We start from the raw sequence: 26,140 nt of genomic DNA, 5'->3' as shown, positions 1-26,140 counted from the left end.
GATGACGGCGGACCGGAGTGCGGTCCGGGTGTGCCAGGTGACCGCCTCATGCGCATCCACAGCCCCGAGTTCCGGGCCATGGCCGAGCGGGTGCTGCGGGTCACCGAGCTCACCTCGCGGCTGAACGTTCTGCCCTTCGAGGACGAGGCCGGGAAGGCGGAGCTCTTCGAGCGGATTCTCGGCAGGCCGCTGCCGAGGAGGGCCACGGTCTATCCGCCCTTCTACACGGACCACGGCCTCCACCTGGAGCTCGCCGAGCGCGTGTTCATCAACCAGAACTGCACGTTCCTGGATTACGCCGGCATCCGGCTCGGCGAAGGCGTGATGGTCGGGCCGAAGGCCACGTTCATCACCGTCGGCCATCCCGTCGATCCCGAGGAGCGGCGGGGGTGGCTGAGCGGTGGGCCCATCGATGTGGCGGAGAACGTGTGGATCGGCGCGGGGGCGACGATCCTTCCGGGCGTCAGCATCGGACGTGATGCCGTGGTCGCCGCCGGGGCGGTGGTGGCCGACGACGTGCCGCCGGCGAGCCTGGTGACCGGTGGGAAGGCGGCCGTTCGGCGTCGGTGGTGACGCCTTGACCCGTCGCGGGCCCTCACCCCCACGTCCGGTCGAGGAAGTCGGCGATGAGCGGTGCGAGGGCGGGGAGTTGGTCCTCCAGCGCGAAGTGGCCCGTGTCGAAGAGGTGGAGTTCGGCGTCGGGCAGGTCGCGCAGGTAGGCGCGGGCTCCGGGCTCCGGGAAGAACGGGTCGTTGCGGCCCCACGTGATCAGGGTGGGCGGGGTGTTCTCGCGCAGCCAGGTCTGCCAGCGCGGGTACTGCTCCACGTTGCCGTGGTAGTCGAAGGCCAGGGCCACCTGCGCCTCCTTGCGGCCGGGCAGGTCCAGGAAGTGCTGGTCCAGGGTCCAGCCGTCGGGGGCCACCGCCTCGGGGTCCGTCGTGCCGCCCTCGTACTGGCCGCGGGTCGCCGGCAGGGTCAGGAGGTCCCGTACGCGCTCCTCGGCGCCGGCCGTCCCCGGGCGCAGGGCGATGAAGGCGCGGGCATCCGGTGACAGGCCCTCCTCGTAGGCGTTGCCGTTCTGGACGACCAGGCCCGCGATCCGCTCCGGGTGGCGCAGGGCCAGCCGGAAGCCGACCGGGGCGCCGAAGTCGAAGACGTACATCACGAAGCGGGTCAGGCCGAGCCGTTCGACGAAGCCCTCGGTGATGTCCGCGAGGCGGTCGAAGGTGTACGGGAAGTCGGCGGGGGCCTCCGTGTGGCCGAAGCCCGGGTAGTCGGGCGCGATCAGCCGGTAGTGGGCGCCGAGCGCGTCGATCAGGCGCCGGAACTGGTGCGAGGCCGACGGGAAGCCGTGCAGCAGCAGGAGGACCGGGGCGTCGGGGCGTTCGGGGACCGACTCGCGGTAGAAGACCCGGACGCCCTCGACGTCGACGTGGCGGTGGACCGTGTGCGGGACGGCGATGGTGAGCGGGGCGGCGATGGTGAGCGGGGCGGTGGCGGCGAGGGGAGCGGTGGTGGTGGGGGGAGCGGTGACGGTGAACGGGGTGGTGGCGGTGAGGGGAGCGGTGGCGTGCGGGGTGGTGGGTGTGATGGTCGGGGGTGTCATTTCACATGCCTCCTGTGACGTGTATGTCATTAGTTTGGGTCCTGGGCTGCTAATGAGTCAATGGGAGTCTGTAGCATTAGTGGCATGACCGATTTCGTGCCACTGACCGGTGAACCCCTCGCCGTCGACCTGGTCAACACCCGGCCGCACCTCGCGAGCGGCCCGGCCGACCTGGTCGGGGACGTGTCCGGGCTGCGGTCCTGGCTGGCCCTCCAGCAGGACCGCCTGGCAGGTGCGGCGGGCGGCGCGGCCGGCCTCGGCGAGGAGGATCTGGCCGAGATCCACCGCGTACGGGAGCACATCGCCGCGGCCCTGTACGCCGCCCGGGACGGCGAGCGGCCCCCTGAGGAGGCCCTCGCGGGCGTCAACCGGGCTCTCGCCGCCGCCCCGCTCGTCCGCGAGTTGGTCCGGGACGGTGAGGGTCTCGCGCTCGCCGCCCGGCGGGCGGGGCCGCCCGGGGTGCGGCTGGCCGCGCTCTTCGCCGAGGACGCCGCCGCGCTGCTGTCCGGTCCGGCGGGGAGCCGCGTGCGGGCCTGCGCCGCCGAGGACTGCGTGATGCTGTTCGTGCCGGCGCACCCCAGCCGCCGCTGGTGCTCGCCCGCCCGTTGCGGCAACCGGGCGCGCGTCGCCCGGTACTACCAGCGCCACCGGGCCGACTGACCTGCTGGCCCGTTCACCTGCTGACCTGCTGGTCGGCTGCCCGGTTCACCGGCTGACCCGCTGACCGACTGCCCCGTTCACCGGCTGACCGGCTGACCGGCTGGCCCGTTCACCGGCTGACCTGCGAGGCCCGGTCGGAAAGTGGTCGGGGCGGCGGCCCGGATGGCGTAGAGTGGTGTTTACCGACGCGGGGTGGAGCAGCTCGGTAGCTCGCTGGGCTCATAACCCAGAGGTCGCAGGTTCAAATCCTGTCCCCGCTACTGAAGGCCTGGGCCCGGCACGCACAGCGTGCCGGGCCCGAGTCGTTTCCGGAATCCGAGGCCCGGCCGGAGACGCTTGACCTTGACGCAACGTAAAGATCTAGCGTTTCCGGCATGGAGTGGTCCATCCAGGAAATCGCCAGAAAGGCCGGCACCACGAGCCGCACGCTCCGGCACTACGGAGACCTCGGTCTCCTGGCGCCGAGCCGGCTCGGGAGCAACGGCTACCGCTACTACGACCAGGACGCCCTCGTCCGGCTGCAGCGCATCCTGCTGCTGCGTGAGCTCGGGCTCTCGTTGCCCGCCATCAAGGACGTACTGGAGGGGCAGCGGGACACGGCCGTGGCGCTGCGGGCGCATCTGCGCCTGCTCGAACAGGAGCAGGCGCGCATCGGGCGGCAGATCGCCTCGGTGCGGACCACTCTCCACAAGACGCAGGAGGGGATGGAACTCATGGCCGATGAAGTGTTCGACGGCTTCGACCACACCGCCCACGAGCGGGAGGTGACCGAGCGCTGGGGGAGCGAGGCGTACGAGAAGGGCGACCGGTGGTGGCGTTCGCTGGGGCCGGAGGAGAAGAAGGCGTTCCAGGACGAGCACGAGGCCATCGCGCGGGACTGGGGGCGGGCCAGGGAGGCCGGGCTCGGTGCCGGCAGTGGCCAGGCGCAGGAGATCGCGCGCCGGCACTGCGCCTGGCTGGCCACGACGGCCGCCGTGAGCCGGTCGTACGTCATCGGGCTGGGCGAGATGTATGTCGCCGATCCGCGCTTCGGAAAGAACTACGATCGCTACGGGGACGGCACCGCCGCCTTCGTACGGGATGCACTGACGATCTACGCCGAGCACCGGCTCTCCGACTGACCACGGAGGGCGTGGCGTTCCGGGCCGCTTCCCCCTATTTGGCCGATGACGAGTCGCCGCACGGCGCGGCTCCGGGAAGCCTGGACGGGGCGCGGTACCGTCCGCAGCCGTGGCCGGACCGGGCAGGAGTGCACAGGTGGGGATGGCGGACAAGAGGCGCGGACGCGTGACGGGGAGCTTCGGCGCCCCGGGGCGCGGCATGTCCCGCTTCATGGGGCGGAGGGGGCCTCTTTCCGCGGGGCGGGGAGTGTCCGGCTCCATGGGGCGGGGAGTGTCCGGCTCCGCGGGGCGGGGGGCGTCCGGTTCCGCGGGGCGGGGGAAGCCGGTGGTGGCCCGGAGCGTCGGTACCCGGCGGTTCGTCCGGCTGCTGCCGGTGCTGCTGATCCTCGGCGGGCTCCTCTTCGACTGGCTCGCCCCGCCCAACTTCACCGCCGTGCCCCTGTTCGTGGCCGCGCCGCTGATCGCCGCGCCGTTCTTCTCGCTGGCCAGTACGGTCCGTACGGGCGTGGCCGCGGTCCTCTCCGTCATCGCGATGCGGCTCTCCGACGGGACGTCCACCGAGGTCGTCCCGGTCATCGAGCTGATCACCGTCCTCACCGCCTCGGCCCTGGCCCTCGTCATCAACGGGGTCGTGCGCCGCAGCAACGAGCAGCTGGCCTCGGCGCGGGTCATCGCGGAGACCGCCATGCGGGCCGTGCTGCCGACCCCGGCGGAGCGGATCGGCGGGCTCCAGGTGGCCGCGCGGTACGAGGCGGCGCAGGCGGACGAGTTCGTCGGCGGGGACCTGTTCGCGGTGGCGGACACCCCGTACGGCGTACGCCTGGTCGTCGGTGACGTGCGCGGCAAGGGGCTGGACGCCGTGGAGGCGGTGGCGGTGATCATCGGCGCGTTCCGGGAGGCCGCCGAGCAGGAGCGGTCCCTGGAGGGGGTGGCGCAGCGGCTGGAGCGGGCGCTGGCGCGGGAGGGGACCCGGCGGTACGGGCTGGACGCCATGGAGGGGTTCATCACCGCCGTACTGGCCGAGATCCCGACCGGTTCGGCCTCGCTGCGGCTGGTCAACCGCGGCCACCCCGAGCCGATCCTGCTCCACGCGGACGGGGCCCTGGAGGTCCTCGCGCCGTCCGAGCCCGCGCTGCCGCTGGGGATGGACCTCGGCGTGTGGCCCGACCGGGCCGACGAGTGGGAGCTGCCCGCCGGTTCGACGCTGCTCGCCTTCACGGACGGCCTCTCCGAGGCGCGGGACGCGAACGGGGCCTTCTACGACCCGGCGGCCCGGCTGCGCGGCCGGATCTTCCCCGGCCCCCAGGAGCTGCTCTCGGCGCTCACCGACGACGTACGGCTGCACACCGGGGGGCGGTCGACGGACGACATGGCGCTGCTCGCGGTCAGCCGGCCGGCGGAGGGACAGCCGCCGCGACGGACGACGGTGAAGATCGTCGGCCGGGGCGATGACACGGTGCGTAGTTGAAGGGCGCCGCTCCGCATAACATTTGACACACCGTCAGAAAAAGAGGTGTGGCCGAGTGGCCGTCAGGACGCCCGATTCAGACCGCTTGTGGGTGGTAAGTCCCTGCTGTAGCCGTTAATGATCAACAGGAACAGCTTGGAATCGGGCCCGTCTGTCTATTAACGTTCGATAACGCAGCGCGGTCGTCACAGCCGTCGTCAGAGACGGCGCCGTGCGCGAGCGCCGAATCCCGCAAGGGAACCGGGGAACCACCTACATGGGGTGAATCGGACGCCTGTGTCTCGTGAGAGACGGAGGGGCCCGTAGGAGACCTTCCTGCTCCGAACCCGTCAGCTAACCCGGTAGGCGAGAAGGAAGGAAAGGAGTGCGCCCACGTGGCGTCCAACAAGCCTGCCCCTGAGGCCCCGTCACCCTTCAGTGCCGATACCTTCGGTGACGAGGAGCGCACCTGGGAGGAGTGGAACCCCACCGCGGAGTCCATCCGTCCCGTGCGCGGCAAGCACCGCGTGGCCAAGCAGCGAGGCCTCGCCCGTAGCTCCACCGTCCTCGGGGTCGGCGTCATAGCGGCCGTCGGCGCGGGTGGCATGGCCACCGCCCAGAGCAAGCCGCCGGTCTCCATCTCTCTTCCCGATTCCATCGCGGACAACCTCCCCGACGCCAAGTCCCTTCCCGGCGTCGGCGTGTTCATGTCCGGCGACGACACCGCCGAGGCCGCGCCGGTCGCCGCCGCACCGCTGACCTCCGCGGGCATCACGACCGCCGAGGCCGAGCAGGGCACCACCGATGCGGGCGAGGCCCTGCGCGCCCGCATCCTCCAGCAGGCCGAGCAGCAGCAGGCCAGCGCCGACGCCGAGGCCAAGGCCGCCGAGGAGAAGGCCGCGGCCGAGAAGGCCGCCGCCGAGGCGAAGAAGCAGCAGGACGCGGCGGAGGCCGAGGCCAAGGCCAAGATCGCCGCCGAGAAGAAGGCGGCCGAGGAAGCGGCGAAGAAGAAGGCCGAGGAAGAGCGCCTCGCCAAGCTCCGCGCCAGCTACACCCTGCCCGCCTCCTCGTACACGATCACCTCGACCTACGGTCAGTCCGGCGCGCTGTGGTCCTCCGGCCAGCACACCGGCACGGACTTCGCCGGGGCGGCCGGTTCGCCGCTCAAGGCCGTGCACAGCGGCACGATCACGGCGGCCGGCTGGGCCCAGTCGTACGGCTACCGCACGGTCCTCCAGCTGGAGGACGGCACGGAGATCTGGTACGCCCACCAGTCCTCGATCGACGTCTCGGTCGGCCAGCAGGTCAGCACCGGCGACACCATCGGCCGCATGGGCGCCACCGGCAACGTGACCGGTGTCCACCTCCACCTGGAGGTCCGCACCGCCGGTGGCTCGGCCATGGACCCGATCGCCTGGCTGAACAGCAAGGGCCTCTCCGTCTGAGGTCCCCACTCCCGCGCCCGCCCGTTCGTTCGCGGGCGCGGGGACCGCACGGCTGAGCGTGTGCGTTGCCGCACGGCAGAGTGCGTGCGTTGCCGCACCGCTGAGCGCGTACGTTGCCGCACTGCCGAGTCCGTGCGTTGCCGCGCCGCCGTCGCGCGAGACGGTAACCGCGCGCGGTCGTGCCCCCGAAACCCCGGCAGCCCTGACGCTCACCCCCCGACGTCAGGGCTGCCGGTCTGCCCGGGTCCGCGGCAGGACGTGGAATACCCAGCTCCACCACCGCCGTTGAACACGCACATGACTTCTCTGCGCACACTCGGCAGCTCCGGCCTCCAGGTCTTCCCCCTCTCCCTCGGCGGCAACGTCTTCGGCTGGACGGCCGACGAGGACCAGTCCTTCGCCGTCCTGGACGCGTACGCCGCGGCCGGCGGCAACTTCGTCGACACCGCCGACGCCTACAGCGCCTGGATCGAGGGCAACCACGGCGGCGAGTCGGAGACCGTCATCGGCAAGTGGCTCGCCTCGCGCTCCAACCGCTCCGACATCGTCGTGGCCACCAAGGTCGGCGCCCACCCCGACTACAAGGGGCTCTCCGCCGCCACCATCAAGGCCGCGGCCGAGCAGTCGCTGCGCCGCCTGGGCACCGACCACATCGACCTCTACTACACGCACTTCGACGACGAGACCGTCCCGGTCGAGGAGATCATCACCGCCCTCGACCAGCTGGTGAAGGACGGGAAGGTGCGCCACATCGCCGCCTCCAACATCAGCCCGGAGCGGTTGCAGGCCTCCCTGGACTTCTCCGAACGGGAGGGCCTGGCCCGGTACGTCGCGCTCCAGCCGCACTACAACCTGGTCTCCCGCACCACCTACGAGGGCCCGCTCCAGGAGACCGCCGCCCGCGCCGGTCTCGCCGCCGTCCCGTACTTCGCGCTGGCCTCCGGCTTCCTCACCGGCAAGTACCGCCCCGGTGCGACCGTGGAGAGCGCCCGCTCGGAGAAGGCGGGCGAGCACCTGGAGTCGGAGCGCGGCCGCAAGGTGCTGGCCGCCCTCGACAAGGTCGCCACGGAACGGGGTGCCGAGATCGCCACGGTCGCCCTCGCCTGGCTCGCCGCCCGCCCGACGGTCGCGGCCCCGATCGCCTCGGCCCGCACGGTCGAACAGCTCCCGGCCTTGCTGGCCGTCGCGGAGCTGGAGCTGACGGAGTCGGAGCTGGCGACCCTCACGGAGGCGTCGGCCTGAGCCGGCCCGCCTGAACCGCCTTACGGGGGAGGCGGGGTGGGGCCGTGGTGGCCGTGGTGGCCGTGGTGGCCGTGGTGGCTGTGTTGGCCGTACGGGTACGGCTGCGGGGGCGGGCTGCCGTACGCGGCTCCGTAGCCCTGGCCGTACCCGTACCCCTGGCTCTGCCCGTAGCCGTACCCCTGCCCCTGCCCCTGCCCGTACGGCATCGGCGGTCCGAGGTACGGGCGGGGGCGCGGGCCCGTGCCGGTCATGCGGGCCGCGTGGGTGAGGGCCGGGGCCGCGATGTCCCGGCGCTGCCAGAGGTGGTGCAGCAGCTCCCGCTCCCGCTCGGCGAAGTCCGGGCCCGCCGCGTCGTGGCGGGCCCGGCGGCGCAGCCCGGCCAGGGTGGTCGCGAACGACTCGTACTCGGCGACCGCGCGGGCCGCCGCCCGGCCCCGGGAGCGGTCCTGCTTCCCGTGCCAGTGCCGGGCCAGGTCGCGGGCCACGCCCCGGGTGCGCATCGAGGCGAGGGCCAGGGGTTCGGCCGGGGTCAGCCAGCCGGCCGTGGCGTACGCGGGGAGTTCGGCGGCGAGCGTCCGCAGCTCCCGCCGGCGCCACCAGATCGCCAGCCAGGTCACCAGCGCGAACACCGGGACCATCACCACCGCGTACACCGCGTAGAAGCCGTACGGGCCGAAGGCCGACGAGCCGTTCCACAGGGCGTGCAGGCCCATCGCGCACAGCAGACCGAGCAGCGGCAGGGCGATGCGGCGGACCCGGTGGTGGCGGGCGCTGATGGCCGCGAAGCCGAAGCCGAGGCCGGTGAGGACCGTGAACAGCGGATGCGCGAACGGTGACATCACGATCCGTACGAAGAACGTGCCGGCGGTCACCGAGACGATCCCGGAGCTGCCCAGCTGCTGGTCCTCGTCGAAGGCGTTGCCCAGGTAGAGGATGTTCTCGGTGAAGGCGAAGCCGGTCGCGGTGAAGCCGGCGACCACGACGCCGTCGACCACGCCCCGGAACTCGCGTCTGCGGAAGACGAAGATCAGCAGGACGGAGACGGCCTTGGCGCTCTCCTCCACGACCGGGGCGATCACCGTCGCCCCCAGGGTGTCGGCGCTCGTCGGGTCGGCCGTCGCGGTGGCCACCCAGCGCATCGCGAACGAGTTGGCGATGATCGCGACGAGTGCGGCGGCGCACGCGCCCCAGGCGAAGGAGAAGATCAGGTTCCGCCAGGGGCCCGGTTCGACCCGGTCCAGCCAGCGGAAGGCGGCCATCAGGAGCGGCACCGGCAGCACCGCCAGGCCGAGGCCGACGAGGAACCCCTCCGGGCCCGTCTGCTCGCGGACCAGGGCGAGGATCAGCAGCCCGCACAGCGCGAGCGCCACGATCACCGCCCCGGCGCGGAACACCTTGCTGCGCCACACCATGCCGACGCGGCGCGGCCGGTACGTCCACCGGCCGCGCTCCGGCACGGCGCCCAGCACCTCCTCGAACCGCTGCTCGTGGAGGACCGGGACCGCCGGCTGCCGCTGCTGGTACTGCACGGAACCGTCGGACACTCCTCGACCCTAACGAGGACCACCGACACCCGGCGACGTCGCATCCGGCCAGGACCTGGCGTACGCCGCCGCGTCAGACGCGGGCGAACAGCAGGTCGTGGACGACGTGGCCCTTGTCCAGGCCCTGGCCCTCGAAGCGGGTCAGCGGCCGGAACGCCGGACGCGGCGCGTATCCGCCGTCCGCCGCCGTGTTCTCGAAGCGGGGGTGCGCGGTCAGCACCTCCAGCATCTGCTCCGCGTACGGCTCCCAGTCCGTCGCGCAGTGGACGACCGCGCCGGGCTTCAGCACCGGGGCCACCAGGTCCAGGAACTCGGGCTGGATCAGCCGCCGCTTGTGGTGGCGGGCCTTGGGCCACGGGTCGGGGAAGTAGACCCGCAGGCCGTCGAGCGACTCGGGGGCCAGCATCTCGCGGAGCAGGATGACCGCGTCGCCGTTGGCCACCCGGACGTTGGTCGAGCCCGCCTTGTCCGCGAGGCCCAGCAGGTTGCCCTGGCCGGGGGTGTGGACGTCGACGGCGAGGATGCCGGTGCCCGGGTCGTCGGCCGCCATCTGCGCGGTGGCCTCGCCCATGCCGAAACCGATCTCCAGGACGACCGGCAGGCCGTCGAAGAGCTGGTCCAGGTCCAGGACGCGCTTCCCGTCGATGTCCAGGCCCCACCGGGGCCACAGCCGCTCCAGGGCGTCCTGCTGACCGGTGGTGACCCGGCTGCGGCGCGGCTGGAAGCTGCGGATGCGGCGCTCGTGGTGCGAGCCGGCCGGGTCGGCGGCGGGGCCGCCGGGGAAGCGGGGCTCCTGGCGCAGCCGGCGCTGGCGCTCGAAGGAGGCGGCCCGCAGCGCGGCGGCTTCGTCGGCCGTGACGTCGGCGGCCGTCGATCCGGTCGCGGAGCCGGTCACGGTCGTGGTGGCGTCGTCGGTCACGGTCACGGCGTCGGCCACGGTGGCGTCGTCGGTCGCGGAGCCGGACACGGTCGCGGCGTCGGCCGTGCCCGGTGCCGGGGCGGCCTCGGGCGTCGCGGTAGCGTCGGTCGCTTCGGGGGCCGGTGCGGTGGTGGGGTTCGGAGGCTGCTCAGACACAATGACCCGATTCTACGGCGGGCGGCCTCCACCCCGTCCCCTGAGCCCGGTGCAGCGCCCGCCGCGCCACCTCCCGCCCGATCGGCAGGGAGGCCGTCGCGGCGGGCGAGGGGGCGTTGAGCACGTGCACGGTGTGCGGGGCCTCGCGGATCAGGAAGTCGTCGACCAGCGTGCCGTCCTTCAGCACCGCCTGGGCCCGGACCCCGGCGGGCGACGGGCGCAGGTCCTCCTCCCGCACCGCGGGGAGCAGCCGCCGGACGGCCCGGGTGAAGGCGGGCTTCGAGAGCGAGCGGTGCACCTCGCCCGCCCCGTACCGCCAGTGCCTGCGGGCGATGCGCCAGGTGCCCGGCCAGCTCAGCGTGGACAGCAGTTCGCCGGGGCGCACCACCGGCCAGCCGTACCCCTCGCGGGCCAGGGCGGGGACCGCGTTCGGCCCGACGTGGACCGAGCCGTCGATCCCCCGGGTCAGGTGGACGCCGAGGAAGGGGAAGGCCGGGTCCGGCACCGGGTAGACCAGGCCGCGCACCAGCTCGGGGCGGGCCAGCTCGTAGTACTCGCCCCGGAACGGCACGATCCGCACCCCCGGGTCGTCGCCCGCCAGCCGGGCCACCCGGTCGCTGTGCAGCCCCGCGCAGTTGACCAGGGTCCGGGCGCGGACGACCAGGCCGTCCGCCGTGCGCACCGCCACGCCCCAGGGGCGCCGGTCCATCGCGGTGACCTCCGCCCCGTACCGCACGACGCCGCCCGCTGCGGTGACCTCCGTCGCGAGGCGGGTGGCGACGGCGGTGAAGTCGCAGACGCCCGTGGTGGCGACCCGGATCGCGGCCAGGCCCCGGACCTCGGGCTCGTACTCGGCGATCTGCGCCGGGCCCAGCTCCCGCACGGGCAGTCCGTGCTCGCGGCCGCGCTGGACCAGGCTGTGCAGGCGGGGCAGCTCGGAGCGGTCGGTGGCGACGATCAGTTTGCCGGTGGTGGCGTGGGCGATCCCGTGCTCGGCGCAGAAGTCGGCCAGCTCGGCGGAGCCGCGCAGCGCGTACCGCGCCTTGAGCGAACCGGGGCGGTAGTAGATCCCGCTGTGGACCACTCCGCTGTTGCGTCCGGTCTGGTGGCGGGCGGGGCCGTGCTCCTTCTCCAGGACCGTCACCCGGGTGCCCGGAGCGGACCGCTGAAGGGCGTACGCGGTCGACAGACCGACGATCCCGCCGCCGATCACCAGCACATCGCAGTCGTACGCCGCGTGCGTCATCATCACGCCACCTCCCACCCCGATAGTGCACTGACCCACTGACAACGGGCTCAAACCCGATCCGGCCGGGGCGTGGCGCACACCCGGACCGGCACCGCTCGGGCCGTGGCCGCCAGGTCAGACCTGGGTCACCAGCAGCGGGCGGGCCCGCTCCCGCAGCTCGGCGACGCGCGGCTCGTCCCCGTACGGTTCGAGCCGGTGGAGCAGGTCGCGTACGTACTCCGTGGTGCGCGCCGAGGAGATCCGCCCGGCCACCTCCACCGCCCGGGTGCCGGCCGCGCAGGCCGCGTCCAGGTTCCCCGACTCCAGCTCGGCGACGGCGGAGACGACGAGCCGCAGTCCGTGGCTGCGGACGAACTCGTCGGTCGGCCGGGAGAGCGCCTGCTCGGTGAAGCGCCTCACCTGCCGGGGCGCCTTGAGGTCGCGGTAGCACTCGGCGGCGTCCGCGGCGAACCGGTCGTAGCTGTAGAAGCCGAGCCAGGGCGGGTCGGCGTCGCCCGACCGGGACCGCTCCAGCCAGCTCTCGGCGCCCTTGAGCGCGGCCCCCGCGGCCGGTGCGTCGCCGGCCTTCGCATGGGCGCGGGCCTCCACCAGCCGGAAGAAGCTCATGGTGCGGGCGGTGGCCAGGCCCCGGTTGCGCTCCACGGCGGCCTGGGCGAGGTCGACGCCCTCGTCGGCGAAGCCGCGGTAGGTCGCCTGGAGGGACATCGAGGCGAGGACATAGCCGCCGAGCGGTACGTCGGCGGCGGCGCGGGCCAGGCGCAGGGCCTGGATGTAGTAGCGCTGGGCGGCCTCCTGCTGGCCGGTGTCGAACGCCATCCAGCCCGCGAGCCGGGTCAGCTCGGCGGACGCGCCGAACAGGGCCCGGCCCACCTCGTCGGTGTACGAGCCCAGCAGCAGGGGTGCCGCGTCGACGCGTAAGCACTCGGGGACCATGGAGGAACGCCAGTCGCCGCCGCCGTACTTGGAGTCCCAGCGCCGGGCGTCCTGGGCCGCCTCGCGCAGCTTCATCACATCGCTGTGCCCCACCCGCAGCGGCGAGGCGTCCGCGACGGACTCCGGGCCGGGCTGCACGGGCACGGAGGTGCTCGGCGTGCCCCCGGGTGTGTGCGGGATGTGTGCGCCGCGGCCGTCCGGTGCGCCCTGCGGTCCGCGGGGACCGGGCGCGCCGGGGGAGCCCTGGCGGGCGCCGAGGATCGCCGCCTGTGCCGCCGTCGGGTCGCGGGCGACCGACGGATCGGCGGGGGTTATCAGCCAGCGGGACGCGGGGGTCGCGTAGGCGCTCACCGCGAACGAACCGGCCAGCGACTGCCAGATCCCGCCGCCGCCCCTGCGCCCGGCCAGATCCAGCCGGTACAGCTCGGTCGCCGACCTGACCGCCTCCCCCACGTCCCGGGGGAAGGCGAGGCCGACCTCCGGCGCGGGGTCCGCGTCGGCGAGACCGATCTCGTGCAGCGGGACCGGCCGGCCGAGCTTGGCCCCGATCGCCGCCGCGATCAGATGGGGCGCCGCGCCCTGCGGCACCATCCCCTTGGCGACCCACCGGGCCACCGAGGTCTTGTCGTAGCGAAGTGTCAGCCCGCGCTGTGCTCCGAGGTCGTTGACCCGCCGGGCGAGCCCGGCGTTACTGATTCCCGCGAGGGCGAGAACCGTGCCGAGCTTCTCGTTCGGCCCGCGTTGCTCCCTGGACATGCGCCACCCCTCGACACACAGACAGCCGCCGCGTCACCGAGGACGGCGCGCGGCATTCGTACCGATGCTCCCCAGGTTCGAACCCTCGTACTCCGCCTGCACACGCACGTGGCCGAGCCCCGAGGAATATGCCCCTCTGCTGAGAACACCAGTAAACACAGCGTAGTTCTCCCCATCCCTACCGTTAAGGGGCCAACGTCCCTATGGCGGGATTGTTGTCCGTGCGGGCGGCCGGGACCGCGCTCCGGGGGTGCGCGTACCGGGGCGGGGCGTGCTCCTGGTGTGTGGCCGTGCGCCCGGCCGTGCGCTCTGGCCCGGCGCGTGCGGGAGGGGCTTGGCTGAGTACCGCGTGGGTCGGCTCACTGCACTGGACTCAGTGGGCTGGGGGATACCGCCGCTCCATTCCCCGCGGGCGGCGGACCGGTCCGGGAGGTGAGGCCCACCTCCCGGACTGTGCGTGGAAGGGTCCGCCGCGGGGACGCGGACAGGTGTGCGCGGGCGGCGGAGCCTCATAAGAATGGCTGAATATCGACTGTCCGGTGATGGTCTGGCCAACGGTCCGACTATGGCCGGATATCGACCGCTCTCCCGGGGCGCTACCCGCCCCTACCGCTCTCCCGCCCGGGACGGGCCGCCGCGCGGCCCACGACCGCGCTTCTGCCGTTAACTCCCGGAATCAGCACTTCCGTTGCCGGTGGTGAGGTGAAGGCGACGGCGGGTACGGTGCCCGGCTCATGCCAGGGGCGCATGCTCATCCGGCGTGCGCTGCCCGTACACCCTCTCCTGCGGCCCCGTCGTGGCAGCATGTCCCGCAGCGGCGATTCGGCTCGGTACAGTGCGCCGCTTGTCCACAGCCTGTGGAGGCGGCGATGCGTTGGTTGGTGGGATGGAGCAGTATCGCCGCGAGCTTCGGCACCGTCGGGGCGGTCGGCAACGGCGGTGAGGGGCGCACGGTCCACCCCGTGGGCTCCCAACTCCTGTGGGGCGACCCCGATCCGCTGTGGGCGGTCGGCGACTGGCGCCCCGACGAGATCCGGGTCATCGGCGTCGCGACCCCCGAAGGCGCCCCCACCGCCCGCCTCGCCGTCCTCGGCTGCTGCGGGGCCACCGACGAGCAGCTGCGCGTCGGGCTGCTCTCCGCGCGCGGCGGAGCGATGCGCCACCTCACCGCCTGGCCGGGCAGCTACACCGCCGTCGTCCAGATCGGCCGCCGCATCACCGTCGCCGGCGACCTGGCGGGCGCCCGGCCCGTCTTCCACACCCCCTGGGCCAACGGCACCGCCTACGCCACCGCCGCCCTGCCGCTCGCCGACCTCATCGAGGCCCAGCTCGACATCGGCCACCTCGCCGCCCTGCTCGCCTGCCCGGAGACGCCCGAGGCGCTCGGCGACGGCACCCCGTACGCCGGGGTGAAGCGGGTCCCGCCGGGCCACGCGCTCATCCTGCGGGAGGGCTCCCGGGAGATCACCGGGTACGAGGCCGTCGCCTCCCTCGCCGTCGCCGCGCCCCAGGCCGACCCGGTGCACGCGGTGGAGGGCGTACGGGACGCGCTCGTCGAAGCCGTACGCGCCCGGCTCACCGCGCCCCGCCACGCCCCCGAGACCCTGCCGCCGGACCCGGGGCCCGTCCCCGGCATGGGGCCCGCCGACCGCCGCGCGGCCCGGGGCGCCCCCGTGGCCGGAATCGGCGCCGACCTCTCCGGCGGCAGCGCCTCCGCCACCCTCGCGCTGCTCGCCTCCGGGCTGCCCGGACTGCCCGGCACCCTCCTGGGCCACGGCACCGGGGCGGGGGAGCGGCTGCTCGCCGTCACCTTCAACGACCTCACCACCCGCGGCCACGAGGACGAGCTGGAGCGCGCCCGCGCCATCGCCGCCAACCCGCGCCTGCACCACGTGGTGGTCGCGGCCGGCGAAGAGGCCCTCCCGTACGCGTCGTTGGGGGCGGGCGCGCTCACCGACGAACCGGGCCCCTCCCTCGTCGTCGCCGAACGCCACCGCCGCCGCCTCGCCGCGGGCAGCGCCGACCACCTGGTGGGGCACGGCGCCCGGCAGGTCCTGGACGCCCACCCGGCCCGCCTCGCCGACCTCCTGATGGACCGGCGCAGGCGCCACCTCCTGCGCCCCGTCGCCGCCCTCACCAAGGCCGAAGGCCCCACGGCGCACTCCCTGTTCGTCCCGCTGACGCTCTACCGCGCCGCCCGCCGCCTGGCCCGTACGTCGTACCGCACCGGCCTGGAGACCGCCGCCGCACTCCTGCCCGACGCCAACCGGTACGCCCCCGACCTCGCCACCCCCGCCGACGCCTCGCTGGCCGCCCTCGCCTGGTCGCGTCCGGGGCCCGCGGCGCGCTGGCTGACGGGCGAGGCGCTGGCCGAAGTATCGGTTCGCCTCCAGGAGGCGGCGATCCGGCCCACCTCCGTGCAGCGCCCCGGCGAGGCCCGCGCCCGCGCCGCCCTCGCCCGCAGCGCCGCCGACCACCGCATCCTGGAGCAGGCCGCCGAGATCCGCAGCCAGCGCCTGCACGCCCCGTTCCTGGACAACCAGGTGGTCCGGGCGGCCCGTGCGCTGCCCGAGTCGCTCCGGGTCCAGCCGGGCGCCCGCGCCGCGATCCTGCGCCGGGTGCTGGGCGGGGCGGGCATCCACGACCTGCCGCCCGGCTGGGGCGCCCCGTCCCAGGCCACCTCCACCGCCGTCACCCGCACCGGGCTGCGCACCGCGCTGCCCGACCTGATGGCCCTGTTCGACGCCCCGCTCCTCGCCGACGCGGGCCTGGTCGAGGCGCGGGTGGTCCGCAAGGCCCTGCGCGCGGCCTCCGAGGGCGAGCCGCTCCCGCTGGACGGCCTGGCGGAGCTGGCCTCCACCGAGCTGTGGCTGCGCCGCCTGCTGGCCCGCCGGGGCACCTGCTGGACGGGGACGGCGGCGCCGCGCCAGCGCGCGGTGGCGGGCGGAGTGGTCCCCTCCCGGCGCACACTCCAGCCCTGACGGGAGGGTTCCCTCTCCAGCCCTGACGGGAGGGCGCTCTCTCCCGAGCTGGCTCAGGTACAGCTGATCCGGGACTCCGCCCAGTCGGCCAGGGCCACCGTGCCCCACGGTCCCTCGGGCTCCACCACGAGCCGGATCGACTCCTGACCGCCGATGTCGACGCCGACCGGCACGGCGGGAGCCCCGCCCTCCATCACGGGGGAGCGCCACAACCGCGTCCTGTCCCCGCCGAACACGGAGAAGCGCACCGCTCCGAGCCCCATCGTCAGGTCGTCCACGCCGACCATCGCCTCGTAGCGGGTGCACGGGCGGTTGAGCCGGATGGTGACGGAGGACCGGGCGTGCACGGTCACCCCGTGCGCGTACCGCGTCTGGGCGATCGACAGGTTCGTACGCTGCCAGACCCAGCTGCTCCGCCCCGCCACCACCTCCGGCTCGGTGTGGTCGCCGAGCAGGGAGTACGCGAGCTCGCTGACCTGGTAGACGGTCGGGGCGGGCGGCGGCGGGGGCGGCGGCTCAGGGCTCGGCGCGGGCGGCGGGGGCTCCGGGCTCGGCGCGGGCTCCGGCGGCGCGGGGGACGGCGTGGGCGCGGGGCTCGGCGGCGCGGGGGAGCGCGTGGGCGCGGGGCTCTGCGGCGGCGCCGGCTCCGCCTCGGGGGGCGTCGGCTCCGGCTCCGGGGCGAGCTCCGGGGCGGGTGAGGCGGGCGGTACGGGTACGGGGGCGGGCGCGACCGGAGGCTCCGGCTCGGGCTTCGGCGCGGGCGGCTTCGGCGCCGGGATCGCGGGCGCCACCACCGGGGGCTTCGCGACGGGCCTGGGCTCCGGCTGGTCGTCACCGACGAGCGCCCACACCAGACCGGCGGCGGCGGCCACGGCGACGGCCGCCGCGATCCCGGCCTTGGCGGGCGCGCCGAGCCCTTCCGCGGCGGCGGCGCCCCCGGAGGAGCCCGCGGCGGACCCCGATCCGGTGGCGGCTCCACCCGAGGCGGCGATCTGGCCGGTGGCAGCGGCGGCGGCCCCCGCCCCGGCGGCGCCGACGGCACCGCCGGCCACGACGCCCGCGGCCTTGAGCGAGTACCCGGCGGCGAACCAGCCGATGACCGCGATCGGCAGCAGCGCCGGAATCCCGGCGTTCACATGCTCCAGCTCACCCGCGGCCACCCGGCACTTCGCGCACGTGTCGAGGTGCTTGCGCAGCCCGCGCTCGGCCCGTATCCGCAGCCCGCCCCGGGCATAGGCGCCGAGCCGGTCGGCGTACCGCGCGCAGTCGCCCCCGGACGTGAGCGCCTGGCTCACATGGGCCTGGAGATACGCCTGCTTGAGCCCTTCGCGGGCCCGACTGGCCAGTACGGCGGTGGCGTTGGCGGTCAGGCCGAACAGCGGGGCGATCTCGCTGGGCGACTCCTCCTCCACCGTGGTGTGCCAGAGCACGGCCTGCCAGCGCTCCGGCAGGCTCCGGAACGCCTCCATCGCCATCGACTGCTCGGCCTCGTGCATCGCCAGCACATCGGCGCCCAGGTCGAGGGTGCCGTCGTCGGCGAGCTCCGAGGTGCGGGAGGCCTGCGCGGCGAACACCGCGAAGTCGTCGACGAGTTGCTCCCGCCTGGCGCTCTTCGTCCAGGCGGCGGCGACATGGCGGACGGCGGTCATCAGGTAGGCCCGGACGGCCTCCTGCGGCCCCTTCCCGCCCCGTACGGCCTGGAGGGTGCGCGCGAACACCTCGGCGGTCAGGTCGTCGGCGGTGTGCCCGTCCCGGCAGCAGCTGCGGGCATACCGGCGAACCGCGCCCGAGTGGCGCCGGAACAGCTCCTCGTAGGCGAGGTTGTCCCCGTTGCGCATGCCCTCGATCAGCTGGGCGTCGGACAGTCCCGCGTCGGACTGCCCGGCGTCGGGGTGACCGCCGCGGCCCTCACGCTGGGACGGCACCGCGTACGCGCCGAGCCCGCCGGGCGCGCCTCCGCCGGGTGCGTCCCCACCGGAGGCGTCGTCCTCGGCGAAGGCCGGCCACGGACCGGGCAGTACGGTGCCGCCCTCGGCCCCACCGTCCGAACCGTCCGCCGGCCCACGCCCTGCCTGGGCCGGCACCTGCCCGGACGGCGTCCCGTCGGCCTTCGTGCCCCCGCCCGCCGCAGCGATCTCGCCGAGCGGCTCTTCCTGCTGCTCGTTACCGCCCATCGCGGAAGCCCCCGTATACACCCTTGGACCCGAATACCGGCCAAGAGTGCCACATGGCTCAATCGCGATGGGCCCTCACTCCTGCCAACCACTCATCCGGGGTGTTCTCCGAATGCGCGTGCTAGAGCCTCCCCCTTTCGAGGAATGATTCCCCGCCGTTTCTCCTACCGCTACATGAGACAGGCCATCAGGTCGTCAGGCAGCGGCAGGCCGGCAGAGGGCCAGTCCACCGGAGCGGCAGGGCATCAGTCCACCGGAGCGGCGGAACGGCGCAGGACGGCAGAACAGCGCAGGACAGCAGAACGGCGTAGGACGGCAGAGCGGTAGGACGACAGAGCGTCAGACCGCGGGCCGGGACCGCAGTCCCTCCAGCAGGATGTCCAGCAGCCGGGCCGAAGCCGCCGCCTGCTGGGCGGCGTCCGGCAGCGACGGGGCGGCCGTGGCGATGACCAGCAGCACATCGGCCACCGTCACATCCCCGCGCAGCTCACCCGACTCCCTCGCCCGGTCCACCAGCCGGCCCACGACCTCCAGCAGCTCGGCCGCGCCCGAATCCTCACCGAGGTCGTCGAGCCCGTCCCCGCTCCCGTCCACGCTCCCGGTGCGCCGGCCGATGACACGGAAGTCGGCCTGGGGCACGCCCTGCCGCTGCTGCGGAACACGGGCCTCGTCCCCCGCCTCACCCGCAACCGGCTCCTCCGCGTCCACCCCGACCCGCAGCACCTGCGGCGGCAGCAGCCTGCCCGCCCCCGACGCCACCGACGTCCGCAGGAAGCGGGAGAGCGCCGACCAGGGCTCCTCCTCCTGCCCCAGAGCCGCACGCGCCTGCTCGGTCAGCCGGGAGGTCTCCTCCTCGGCTATCCGCCGCACCAGCACGTCCTTGCTGGGGAACCGCCGGTAGACGGTGCCGACCCCGACCCGGGCGCGGCGTGCCACGTCCTCCATCGGGGCGCCGTACCCCAGCTCCCCGAACACCTCGCGCGCGGCCCGCAGCACATGCTCCAGATTGCGCTGCGCGTCGACGCGCAGCGGAGCCGAACGCGGAGCGCTCGCGGGTGGAGTGGGCGCCGGCCCGCTCGCAGCGGGACCGGCCGGAGCCGATACCGTCGCGGCCGCTCCGATCGCCGCCGCGCTCACCGCGGCCGCGGAGCGCACCGCGTCGGCCGAGCTCATGAGACCGAGCGCTCCCACGGAGCCCAGACGTCCGTGGTCCATGGACGTGTGCGAGCGCGTGGACTGCCCCTGTGAATCCTGAATCTGCATAACTTCCCCCGGTTATGGCGTCTCCCCCCGGAGACTTCCCCGCCGTGTCAGTCGGTGAGTGAGCACAACGAAATCCGCACCCGACTCCCAACGGGTTACGAACATAGTTGAGCCTGCGTCAATTCAGAAGGGGGTAGTTCCGCATGGTGAGCCCCCCGATCGGAGCAGGAGCGCGCCGATCCCCTGCCCGCCCCCGCCCGCTCGTCCCCCGCACAGCACCTGACCTGCATGGCTTCCCCCTCGTCCGGCCTGCCGGACGGGACCGCCCCGCAGGACCGTCCGGTCACACAATTTGCCGGGCCTGTGGACAAACCACCGACTCCGTTGCGTCATGGGGTGGTGATGGCTCCAGATTCCCGGGGGACGACCCCCGGCACCCGGCCAGGTGTGCGCATTCTCGTCGTCGGCGGCGGCTACGTCGGGATGTACACAGCGCTGCGTCTCCAGCGGAAGTTGAAGCGGAGACTCAGGAGCGGGGACGCCGAGATCGTGGTCGTCACGCCCGAGCCGTACATGACGTACCAGCCCTTCCTCCCCGAAGCGGCCGCCGGCTCGATCTCGCCGCGCCACGTGGTCGTGCCGCTGCGCCGCGTCCTGAACCGCTGCACGATCGTCATCGGCCGGGCCGAACGCATCGACCACGCCAAGCGCACGGCGACCGTCACCACCCTGGCCACGGCACAGGACGGCACCGGCGCCCTGGAGATCGGGTACGACGAGATCGTCATCGCCCCCGGCTCCGTGTCGCGCACCCTCCCCGTGCCCGGCCTCGCCGACTTCGGCATCGGGTTCAAGACCGTCGAGGAAGCCATCGGGCTGCGCAACCACGTCATCGAACAGATGGACATCGCGTCCGCCACCCGCGACCCCGAGATCCGTGACGCCGCACTCACCTTCGTCTTCGTCGGCGGCGGTTACGCGGGGGTGGAGGCGCTCGCCGAGCTGGAGGACATGGCCCGCTACACCGCGCGGTACCACCACAACATCAAGCCCACGGACCTGAGATGGGTCCTGGTCGAGGCCTCCGACCGCATCCTCCCCGAGGTCGGTGAGGCCATGGGCCGGTACGCCGTCGGAGAGCTGCGCGGCCGCGGCGTCGACGTACGCCTCGACACACGCCTGGAGACCTGCGAGAACCGCGTCGCCGTCCTGAGCGACGGTTCCCGCCTGCCCACCCGCACGCTCGTGTGGACCGCGGGCGTGAAGCCGGCGCCGCTCCTCGCCGACACCGACCTGCCCCTCACCGGGCGCGGCCGGCTCCGCTGCACCGCCACCCTCGGCGTCGAGGGCATGCCGCACGCCTGGGCCGCGGGCGACGCCGCCGCCGTCCCCGACCTCACCGCCGCCGAACCGGGCAAGGAGACCGCGCCCAACGCCCAGCACGCCGTCCGCCAGGCGAGGGTCCTCGCCGACAACGTCCTCGCGACGGTCGCGGGGCGCCCCCTGAAGGAGTACCGGCACACGTACGCGGGATCGGTCGCCTCCCTGGGCCTGCACAAAGGCGTCGCCCACGTCTACGGTCGCAAGCTCAAGGGTTACCCCGCCTGGCTGATGCACCGTACGTACCACCTCAGCCGGGTGCCCACGTTCAACCGGAAGGCGCGCGTCCTTGCCGAATGGACCCTGGCCGGACTCTTCAAACGGGAGATCGTCTCCCTCGGCTCGCTCGAACACCCGCGGGCCGAGTTCGCCCTCGCGGCCGGTGGTGGCTCGGTGGCTCCGCAACGCCCCGGCACCCTGCCACGCCCCGACGGCACTCCGCCACGCCCCGGCGCCGACGAGAGGCCGGAGGATCCGCCGGGCGGGCTGCCGCCGCAGACCCCCCGCTGACCGGCGGCCCGACCACCGCCTCGGCGCCGACGTACACCGTTCGGACCCCGTCCGGACAGCGACCGGACGGCAACTGTCAGTACGGTCGGTCACACTGGACGTGTGACCATAGGTGGGCCCACACCTGCACAGAGTGACCCGGCCGGCAGTGACCAACAGTGACCAGCAGCGACGCACCGAACCGACACACGAGGCCAGAAATTCCGTGAACTTCACGCGTTGGAGCGCCCGCCTTCCCGGAACGCAGCGTCGAGCCGCCGCGCGGGACGACCGCAGTCCCGTGCCCGCGGCCCGCGCCGAGTACGCCCAGGCGCAGACCGCGGCCACCCTGCCGGACGGCGCGCTTCCGGTACCACCCGAAACCACCCCCGCCCCCGCTCCGGCCGTCCCCGCCCCCGGCCTGGACGACCTCTCGGCCCGCGAGATCCTCGGCCGGCTCCCCGTCGCCGTCGCCCTGCTGCACGGCCCGGACCACCGCGTCGCGTACGTCAACGAGGCGTACGAGACCGCCTTCGGCCCCCGCGCCTGCGGCGTACCCGCCGCCGAGGCCCTGCCCGAGCTCGCCGAGCTGAGCGTGCTGCCCCTGCTGGACCAGGTCCTGCGCAGCGGCACCGCCCGTACGGTCAAGTCCCGCAGGACCGCCGAGGGCGGTTCGTACACGGTGACCTGCACCCCGGTCGCCGCCTGGAACAGCGCGGAGGCTGCGGAGGCCGAGGGCGGCACGAGCAACAAGGCCGACAAGAGCGGCAGGGTCGGCAGGGTCGGCAGGGTCGGCAGAGGAACCAAGGAGAACAAGGGAGACGGCAGAGGAGGAGAGGGCGGCGTCCTCGTCTACGCGGCCGATGTCACCGACCACGCCGAAGCCGCCGAACGCCTGCGCACCAGCGAGCGCCGCCACCGCGAAACGGCCGTCACCCTCCAGCGCTCCCTGCTCCCGCAGGAGCTGGAGCAGCCCGACGACCTCCGGATCGCCGCCACCTACCAGCCCGGCGGCACCGACGCGGCCGTCGGCGGCGACTGGTACGACGTGATCACCCTCGGCGCCGGCCGCACCGCCCTGGTGATCGGCGACGTCATGGGCCGCGGGGTCCGGGCCGCCGCCGTGATGGGCCAGCTCCGTACCGCGGTCCGCGCCTACGCCCGGCTCGACCTCCCGCCGCACGAGGTGATCCAGTTGCTCGACGGCCTCGCCTCCGAGATCGACGCCAGCCAGATCGCCACCTGCGTTTACGCCGTCCATGACCCGAACGAGGGACAGCTCGTCTACGCCTCCGCCGGCCACCTCCCGATCCTCGTCCGCGACGAGGACGGCACGGTCGACCGCGCCGCCGACCCCACGGGGCCACCCCTCGGCACCGGCGGCTGGATCCACACCTCGGGCACGATCGCGCTACCGCCCGGTTCCACCGCGGTCCTCTACACCGACGGTCTGGTCGAGCGGCGCAGCGAGGACATCGACGAGGGCGTCGCCTCCCTCGCCCGCGCGCTCTCCGGCGCCAAGGGGTCGCCGCAGGTGGTCTGCGACCGGCTGATCCGCTCGCTGGGGGTGACCGCCGAGCACGACGACGACGTGGCGGTCCTGGTGGTCCAGCACCCCGCCCGTACGGGGACGAACGCCGAGCTGTTCCACAACGCGGCGCTCGACCTCCTCGGAGGCATGGAGGCCACCCCGCGCGCCCGCGCCTTCGCCACCGGGGTCCTGACCTCCTGGCGCTTCCCCGACGAGCTCCGCGACCTCGGCGTCCTCGCCGCCAGCGAGCTGGTCGCCAACTCGCTCCAGCACGGCACCCCGCCGATGCGCCTGGGGCTGCGCCGCACGGACCGGCGGCTGATCATCGAGGTGACCGACGGCGACGACCACCTGCCGCGCCGCCGCCAGGCCGAACCGGCGGACGAGGCGGGACGCGGTATCGAGATCATCGCGTCGATCGCCACCTCCTGGGGCAGCCGCCGCACCCCGGGCGGCGGCAAGGCGGTCTGGTGCGAGTTCGCCCTGCCCCGCTGACGCGGAGCAGGGCTCTGTGACTGCGCGGGCTCGGGGCCCTGTGACTCGGCGGGACCCGGGCTCCGGGCCCTGTGATTCCGCGGATCCGGGTCCCGGGCCCAGTTGCTCCGCAGGTCCGGGCCCCGGGCCCAGTGGCTTGGCTCCGCGGGGCCAAGGCCCTGCGAGTCTCTGACCGGGAGCCGGGAGCCGGGAGCCGGGAGCCGGGAGCCGGGAGCCGGGAGCCGGGAGCCGGAGCCGGGCTCAGCGACCGGCAGTGGCGGCCGCGGCGGCCGGCGCGGTGACCGACACGGCCCGGTCGGCCGCCTCCGCAGCGCTCTCCCCGCCCTCGGGCAGCGACACCGCCACCACCCGCGAGGGAACGTTGGCCAGCGACGGCTGATCCTGTACGGGGGTGAGCCGGCGCCCCAGCCGCAGCGCGAGCACCGTGATGCCCAGCGAGAACAGCACGAACGTCACGATGTACGGGCCGTGCAGCGCCGCCCCCATCGGCCCGCCGACAGCGGGGCCGACCGCGAGCGCGAGCTGCTTGCACAGGGCGAACGCCGAGTTGTACTGCCCGACCATCGACTCCGGCGCCAGATCGGCGACCAGCGGGGCCACGGTCGGCGACAGCATCGCCTCGCCCAGCCCGAACAGCGCGTACGTCGAGATGAACGCGGCCGTCGCCATGGCCTGGCTGCCGTGACCGAGCCCCGCGTACCCTGCCACGATCCAGGCGAAGGCCCAGATGAGGCCGACCGCCGCGATGACCCGGGAGCGCCGCCGGCGCTCGACGAGCCGCAACACGACGAACTGGGCGATGACGATGACGGCGGTGTTGGCGGCCAGCGCGAAGCCGAGCGTCGAGGGCTGGATCCCGGCGGCCTCGGTGCCGTACGCGGCGAGGCCGGACTCGAACTGCCCGTAGCAGGCGAAGAAGAGCACGAACCCCAGCACGCAGAGCTGGACCATGGCCCGGTGCGAGAGCAGCGCCCGCATCCCGCCGCCCTGCGCGGCGGAACCGTCCTTCGTCAGGGCGTCCCCGAGCGGAGCCGTACGAGGCATCCGCACGCTCACCGCGACGGCACCGAGGACCACGAACATCACGGCCTCGATCAGGAACAGCAGGGTGAAGCTCGCCGGACGGCTCACGTCCACGATCTGCCCGCCGACCAGGCCACCGAGCCCGAGGCCCAGGTTCTGCAAGAAGAACTGCATGGCGAAGGCGCGCGTACGGGTGGCGGCGTCGGAGCACCGGACGAGCATCGTGGCCAGGGCCGGCTGCATCACGGCGGTGCCCGCACCGAGGACCGCGGCCGACAGCACGGCGGCCGGCACGCTGCTCGCGTACCCCAGGGCCGCGGCGCCCACGGCGGCGAGGCCGGCGGCCACCACCAGCACGGGCAGCGGGCCCCGCCGGTCGATGGCCCGCCCGGTGAACGGCAGGACGGCCAGCGCTGCCATCGCGAAGACCGCCAGCACGACTCCCGCCGTACCGGCGCCCAGATCCCGCACCTGCGCCACGTAGACGTACAGATACGGAACGGTGAACCCGAGCCCGAACGCGCTCAGCGCGCTGCCCAGCTGGATCCGCCGCAGTGCTGCGCCCATCTCCCTGGTCACACTCACCTACCTCAAGATCTCGTAGAAATCAGACTCGAAGACTTTAGCACTAAAGTTAGAAGGTGAAAACTACAGGTTGAAGGACTTCAAGGGTGCTGGGGGCGTGCCATACTGCCCGCCATGTCTGAGAGCACCGAGGAGCCCGGCCCCCACGAGCCGAGCCTCGACGAACAGATCGCCGCCTACCAGCGCGAGTTCCGCGACCTCGACCCCCAGGTCGAACAGGTCGTCTCCGCACTGGGCCGCCTGAACCGCCGGATGAACGTCGCGTACGGGAGACAGGTCGCCGCGCTCGGCATCAGCAACGCCGAGTGGGAGGTCCTCAAGACCCTTGTCCTGTCGGGAGCCCCCTATCGACTGGGCCCTGGCGAACTGGCGAAGCGCCTCGGCCTCACGCCGGCCGCCATGACCCACCGCATCGACCGGATGGCCGGCGAGGGTCTGGTCACCCGGGACCGCGACGAGAACAACCGGGTCCGCGTCATCGTCGAGCTGACCGACGAGGGCCGGGCGAAGTGGCTGGAGGCGATGCGCATGGCCACCGACTTCGAGGAGGACCTCCTCCAGGACCTCTCCGGCGAGGAGCGCGGAGTCCTCGGCGAGCTCCTGATCCGCCTCCTGCGCCGGGTGGAGCACGCCCAGCCGGACGCCGGCGGCCGCCTCACCGACCTGGACTGAAGGGGCCGGGAACCGGGCTTGGAGTCGGGTCCGGCTCCCGGCTCAGGTCCGGGCCCGGGGTGGGGTTGACACGCCCCCGCCCGATCCGTAAGGTTCTTCGAGTTGTCACGGGGCCGGAACGGTTCTGCGACAACCGATCCCGCCGCACACGCGGCAACCAAACTTCAGCACGACCTCCCAGTCGGGAGAATTTCGGCATGCCGGAATTCATTTCGAAGGCCCGATTATGAGCCGCCGGGAGAATCCGCTAGAGTTTGAGCGTCGGAACGGCCCAACGGCCGGGAAGACAAGCCCCGCTGACTGGGAGTCAGGCCCGAAAGGATCTGATAGAGTCGGACTCGCCGGAAAGGGAAAACGCGAAAGCGAAGAACCTGGAAAGCGCCCCGCTTCGACCGGGAATCGGACACGGAAGAGTCTGATAGAGTCGGAAACGCAGGAAAGAAGAAAACGAAGGGAAGCGCCCGGAGGGCCCCGGTGAGACGGGACCGAAGGAAGCGTCCGTTCCTTGAGAACTCAACAGCGTGCCAAA

18 protein-coding genes, 1 tRNA gene and 1 riboswitch are annotated in these 26,140 nt (G+C 73.5%); of the genes, 11 read left to right on the top strand and 8 right to left on the bottom strand.

The features are described 5' to 3' along the window. The first annotated feature begins 30 nt into the window (after positions 1-30). Entirely contained in the window at positions 31-573 is a 543-nt protein-coding gene (locus tag AB0917_RS09450) for a DapH/DapD/GlmU-related protein (RefSeq protein ID WP_366818949.1), read from the top strand. A gap of 22 nt (positions 574-595) precedes the next feature. Here AB0917_RS09450 and AB0917_RS09445 read toward each other — a convergent pair whose 3' ends face one another. Then, positions 596-1,606: an alpha/beta hydrolase gene (locus AB0917_RS09445; RefSeq protein WP_366818915.1), complete on the bottom strand. Its 1,011-nt coding sequence runs from the start codon at positions 1,604-1,606 to the stop codon at positions 596-598. An 84-nt stretch (positions 1,607-1,690) separates the two neighbouring features. Between AB0917_RS09445 and AB0917_RS09440 the strand changes: the two genes are divergently transcribed. The 6 genes from AB0917_RS09440 to AB0917_RS09415 all read left to right on the top strand — a co-directional run bounded on the left by AB0917_RS09440 (position 1,691) and on the right by AB0917_RS09415 (position 7,521). Then, the gene (locus AB0917_RS09440; protein WP_366818914.1) at positions 1,691-2,266 is read left to right on the top strand and encodes a CGNR zinc finger domain-containing protein; all 576 of its coding nucleotides are present in this window, start codon (positions 1,691-1,693) and stop codon (positions 2,264-2,266) included. Positions 2,267-2,452: 186 nt separating this feature from the next. Then, a tRNA-Met gene (locus AB0917_RS09435) sits at positions 2,453-2,526 on the top strand. A gap of 114 nt (positions 2,527-2,640) precedes the next feature. Continuing rightward, a complete protein-coding gene (locus tag AB0917_RS09430) occupies positions 2,641-3,387 on the top strand; it encodes a MerR family transcriptional regulator (protein ID WP_366818913.1) in 747 nt (248 codons plus the stop codon). A 259-nt stretch (positions 3,388-3,646) separates the two neighbouring features. Continuing rightward, complete coding sequence (locus AB0917_RS09425) at positions 3,647-4,855, top strand: PP2C family protein-serine/threonine phosphatase (RefSeq protein ID WP_366818912.1); 1,209 nt, start codon at positions 3,647-3,649, stop codon at positions 4,853-4,855. A gap of 210 nt (positions 4,856-5,065) precedes the next feature. After that, a riboswitch (cyclic di-AMP (ydaO/yuaA leader) is annotated at positions 5,066-5,218 on the top strand. 11 nt (positions 5,219-5,229) lie between these two features. Then, a complete protein-coding gene (locus tag AB0917_RS09420; RefSeq protein ID WP_366818911.1) occupies positions 5,230-6,279 on the top strand; it encodes a M23 family metallopeptidase in 1,050 nt (349 codons plus the stop codon). 297 nt (positions 6,280-6,576) lie between these two features. After that, the gene (locus tag AB0917_RS09415) at positions 6,577-7,521 is read left to right on the top strand and encodes an aldo/keto reductase (protein WP_366818910.1); all 945 of its coding nucleotides are present in this window, start codon (positions 6,577-6,579) and stop codon (positions 7,519-7,521) included. A 20-nt stretch (positions 7,522-7,541) separates the two neighbouring features. Here the strand turns inward: AB0917_RS09415 and AB0917_RS09410 are convergent, their stop codons facing one another. From AB0917_RS09410 to AB0917_RS09395, 4 genes are all read right to left on the bottom strand, one after another. After that, positions 7,542-9,065: a PrsW family intramembrane metalloprotease gene (locus AB0917_RS09410; RefSeq protein ID WP_366818909.1), complete on the bottom strand. Its 1,524-nt coding sequence runs from the start codon at positions 9,063-9,065 to the stop codon at positions 7,542-7,544. Between the two features lie 73 nt (positions 9,066-9,138). Further along, entirely contained in the window at positions 9,139-10,140 is a 1,002-nt protein-coding gene (gene trmB, locus AB0917_RS09405) for a tRNA (guanosine(46)-N7)-methyltransferase TrmB (RefSeq protein ID WP_366818908.1), read from the bottom strand. Continuing rightward, positions 10,133-11,389, bottom strand: coding sequence for an L-2-hydroxyglutarate oxidase (gene lhgO / locus AB0917_RS09400; RefSeq protein WP_366818906.1), 1,257 nt, complete (start codon positions 11,387-11,389; stop codon positions 10,133-10,135). The genes trmB and lhgO overlap by 8 nt, the downstream gene beginning before the upstream one ends. A 114-nt stretch (positions 11,390-11,503) precedes the next feature. Beyond that, entirely contained in the window at positions 11,504-13,078 is a 1,575-nt protein-coding gene (locus AB0917_RS09395) for a sporulation protein (protein WP_366818905.1), read from the bottom strand. Between the two features lie 869 nt (positions 13,079-13,947). Between AB0917_RS09395 and AB0917_RS09390 the strand changes: the two genes are divergently transcribed. Then, positions 13,948-16,059, top strand: coding sequence for an asparagine synthase-related protein (locus AB0917_RS09390; protein WP_366818904.1), 2,112 nt, complete (start codon positions 13,948-13,950; stop codon positions 16,057-16,059). A gap of 53 nt (positions 16,060-16,112) precedes the next feature. On the opposite strand, the gene AB0917_RS09385 is transcribed toward AB0917_RS09390, so the two are convergent. Then, the gene (locus tag AB0917_RS09385) at positions 16,113-18,233 is read right to left on the bottom strand and encodes a sigma-70 family RNA polymerase sigma factor (RefSeq protein WP_366818903.1); all 2,121 of its coding nucleotides are present in this window, start codon (positions 18,231-18,233) and stop codon (positions 16,113-16,115) included. Positions 18,234-18,572: 339 nt separating this feature from the next. Next, positions 18,573-19,424: a helix-turn-helix domain-containing protein gene (locus AB0917_RS09380; protein WP_366818948.1), complete on the bottom strand. Its 852-nt coding sequence runs from the start codon at positions 19,422-19,424 to the stop codon at positions 18,573-18,575. Positions 19,425-19,838: 414 nt separating this feature from the next. Between AB0917_RS09380 and AB0917_RS09375 the strand changes: the two genes are divergently transcribed. Further along, the gene (locus AB0917_RS09375; RefSeq protein WP_366818902.1) at positions 19,839-21,326 is read left to right on the top strand and encodes an NAD(P)/FAD-dependent oxidoreductase; all 1,488 of its coding nucleotides are present in this window, start codon (positions 19,839-19,841) and stop codon (positions 21,324-21,326) included. A gap of 205 nt (positions 21,327-21,531) precedes the next feature. Continuing rightward, positions 21,532-23,331, top strand: a complete 1,800-nt coding sequence (locus tag AB0917_RS09370) for an ATP-binding SpoIIE family protein phosphatase (protein WP_366818901.1) — start codon at positions 21,532-21,534, stop codon at positions 23,329-23,331. 240 nt (positions 23,332-23,571) lie between these two features. Here the strand turns inward: AB0917_RS09370 and AB0917_RS09365 are convergent, their stop codons facing one another. Beyond that, positions 23,572-24,921: an MFS transporter gene (locus AB0917_RS09365; protein ID WP_366818947.1), complete on the bottom strand. Its 1,350-nt coding sequence runs from the start codon at positions 24,919-24,921 to the stop codon at positions 23,572-23,574. 132 nt (positions 24,922-25,053) lie between these two features. Between AB0917_RS09365 and AB0917_RS09360 the strand changes: the two genes are divergently transcribed. Beyond that, positions 25,054-25,611, top strand: a complete 558-nt coding sequence (locus AB0917_RS09360) for a MarR family transcriptional regulator (RefSeq protein ID WP_366818900.1) — start codon at positions 25,054-25,056, stop codon at positions 25,609-25,611. Positions 25,612-26,140 lie beyond the last annotated feature (529 nt).

The sequence above is a fragment of the Streptomyces sp. NPDC007346 genome (assembly GCF_040703535.1).
Lineage (GTDB): Bacteria > Actinomycetota > Actinomycetes > Streptomycetales > Streptomycetaceae > Streptomyces.
Note: the sequence above shows the minus strand (reverse complement) of the source record. Positions and strands in the feature narration are given on the sequence as shown.

Coding starts and splice junctions, on each gene's coding strand:
- AB0917_RS09445 (WP_366818915.1), bottom strand. CDS start 1,606: ATGACACCCCCGACCATCACACCCACCACCCCGCACGCCACCGCTCCC.
- AB0917_RS09440 (WP_366818914.1), top strand. CDS start 1,691: ATGACCGATTTCGTGCCACTGACCGGTGAACCCCTCGCCGTCGACCTG.
- AB0917_RS09430 (WP_366818913.1), top strand. CDS start 2,641: ATGGAGTGGTCCATCCAGGAAATCGCCAGAAAGGCCGGCACCACGAGC.
- AB0917_RS09425 (WP_366818912.1), top strand. CDS start 3,647: ATGGGGCGGGGAGTGTCCGGCTCCGCGGGGCGGGGGGCGTCCGGTTCC.
- AB0917_RS09415 (WP_366818910.1), top strand. CDS start 6,577: ATGACTTCTCTGCGCACACTCGGCAGCTCCGGCCTCCAGGTCTTCCCC.
- lhgO (WP_366818906.1), bottom strand. CDS start 11,389: ATGATGACGCACGCGGCGTACGACTGCGATGTGCTGGTGATCGGCGGC.
- AB0917_RS09395 (WP_366818905.1), bottom strand. CDS start 13,078: ATGTCCAGGGAGCAACGCGGGCCGAACGAGAAGCTCGGCACGGTTCTC.
- AB0917_RS09390 (WP_366818904.1), top strand. CDS start 13,948: ATGCGTTGGTTGGTGGGATGGAGCAGTATCGCCGCGAGCTTCGGCACC.
- AB0917_RS09385 (WP_366818903.1), bottom strand. CDS start 18,233: ATGGGCGGTAACGAGCAGCAGGAAGAGCCGCTCGGCGAGATCGCTGCG.
- AB0917_RS09375 (WP_366818902.1), top strand. CDS start 19,839: ATGGCTCCAGATTCCCGGGGGACGACCCCCGGCACCCGGCCAGGTGTG.
- AB0917_RS09365 (WP_366818947.1), bottom strand. CDS start 24,921: ATGGGCGCAGCACTGCGGCGGATCCAGCTGGGCAGCGCGCTGAGCGCG.
- AB0917_RS09360 (WP_366818900.1), top strand. CDS start 25,054: ATGTCTGAGAGCACCGAGGAGCCCGGCCCCCACGAGCCGAGCCTCGAC.